General features: G+C 66.3%; 1 protein-coding gene. It reads left to right on the top strand.

What is annotated here, in order from left to right; all coding sequences use genetic code 11:
- Nucleotides 1-68: 68 nt before the first annotated feature.
- Nucleotides 69-1,154, top strand: a 1,086-nt coding sequence (locus ACTXGL_RS14065) for an ISAs1 family transposase (protein ID WP_443527305.1), incomplete at its 3' end; no start/stop codon positions are given.

Raw genomic sequence — 1,154 nt, 5'->3', positions numbered from 1 at the left:
GAAAGGAATGGATTTCGGTGTTGCCTTTTGCGTGATTCACAGGGCGCCTCGGTCTGGTGAGGCATCCGATGTCAGGCAAGGCACTGGTGGAGCATTTTTCGGCGTTGGAAGACCAGCGCCAGAGTTGGAAGGTGGTCTACCCGCTGCCGGAGATCATGTTGCTGGTCCTGTGCGCGACCCTGGCCTCGGCCGAGGACTTCGTCGAGATCCGACGCTGGGGCCGGGAGAAGCTGGAATTCCTGCGCACGATGCTGCCGTTCCGACATGGCATCCCGTCGCACGACACCCTCAACGACGTTCTGAACGCCCTCGATCCAGGCCTGTTCTCGGCGTGCTTTGCCGCCTGGGTCGAGGCCCTGCGCGAGACCGAGCCCGACATCGTCGCGATCGATGGCAAGAGTTCGCGTCGCGCCCGCGCCAAGGGCGGCCATCCGCTCCATGTCGTCTCGGCCTGGGCCACGCGCCAGCGCCTGGTGCTGGGCCAGGAGGCCGTGGGTGAGAAGGCCAACGAGATCGTGGCGATCCCGCTGCTGCTGGAGCGGCTGCAGTTGACCGGCGCCCTGGTGACGATCGACGCCATGGGCACGCAGACCGCCATCGCCCAGGCCATCCTCGACAAGGGCGCCGACTATCTCCTCGCGCTCAAACACAACTGGCCCGTACTCGCCGAGGACGTGCGCCTGTTCTTCGCAGACCCCGGGCAGGCCCGCCTCGACAGCCACGAGACCATCGATCTCGGCCACGGCCGCAGCGAGATCCGCCGCCATGTCGTCTGCCACGACGTCGCTTGGCTCACCGCGGATCGCCGCTATCCCGGCGCGCCGCGCTTCCCCGGCCTCGAGGCCATCGCCATGGTCGAGGCAACGGTCGGACGCGGCGACACGACTTCGGTCGAGCGGCGCTACTTCCTGTCCTCGCTCCCCCTCGACGCCAAGCTGTTCGCCCGTGCCGTGCGCGCTCACTGGGGCATCGAGAACCGGCTCCACTGGGTGCTCGATGTCGTCTTCCATGACGATCTCATGCGCCTGCGCACCGCCAACGGGCCTCACAACATGGCCACCATCAAGCACATGGCCATGAACCTCATCCGCACCGCATCCAACACGGACAGCCTCAAGACCCGCAGAAAAGCCGCCGCTTGGAACCACGACTAC

Origin of the sequence: Psychrobacter sp. T6-6, assembly GCF_052258185.1 — a bacterium.
In the GTDB taxonomy this organism is placed as follows: Bacteria; Pseudomonadota; Gammaproteobacteria; order Pseudomonadales; family Moraxellaceae; genus Psychrobacter.
Note: the sequence above shows the minus strand (reverse complement) of the source record. Positions and strands in the feature narration are given on the sequence as shown.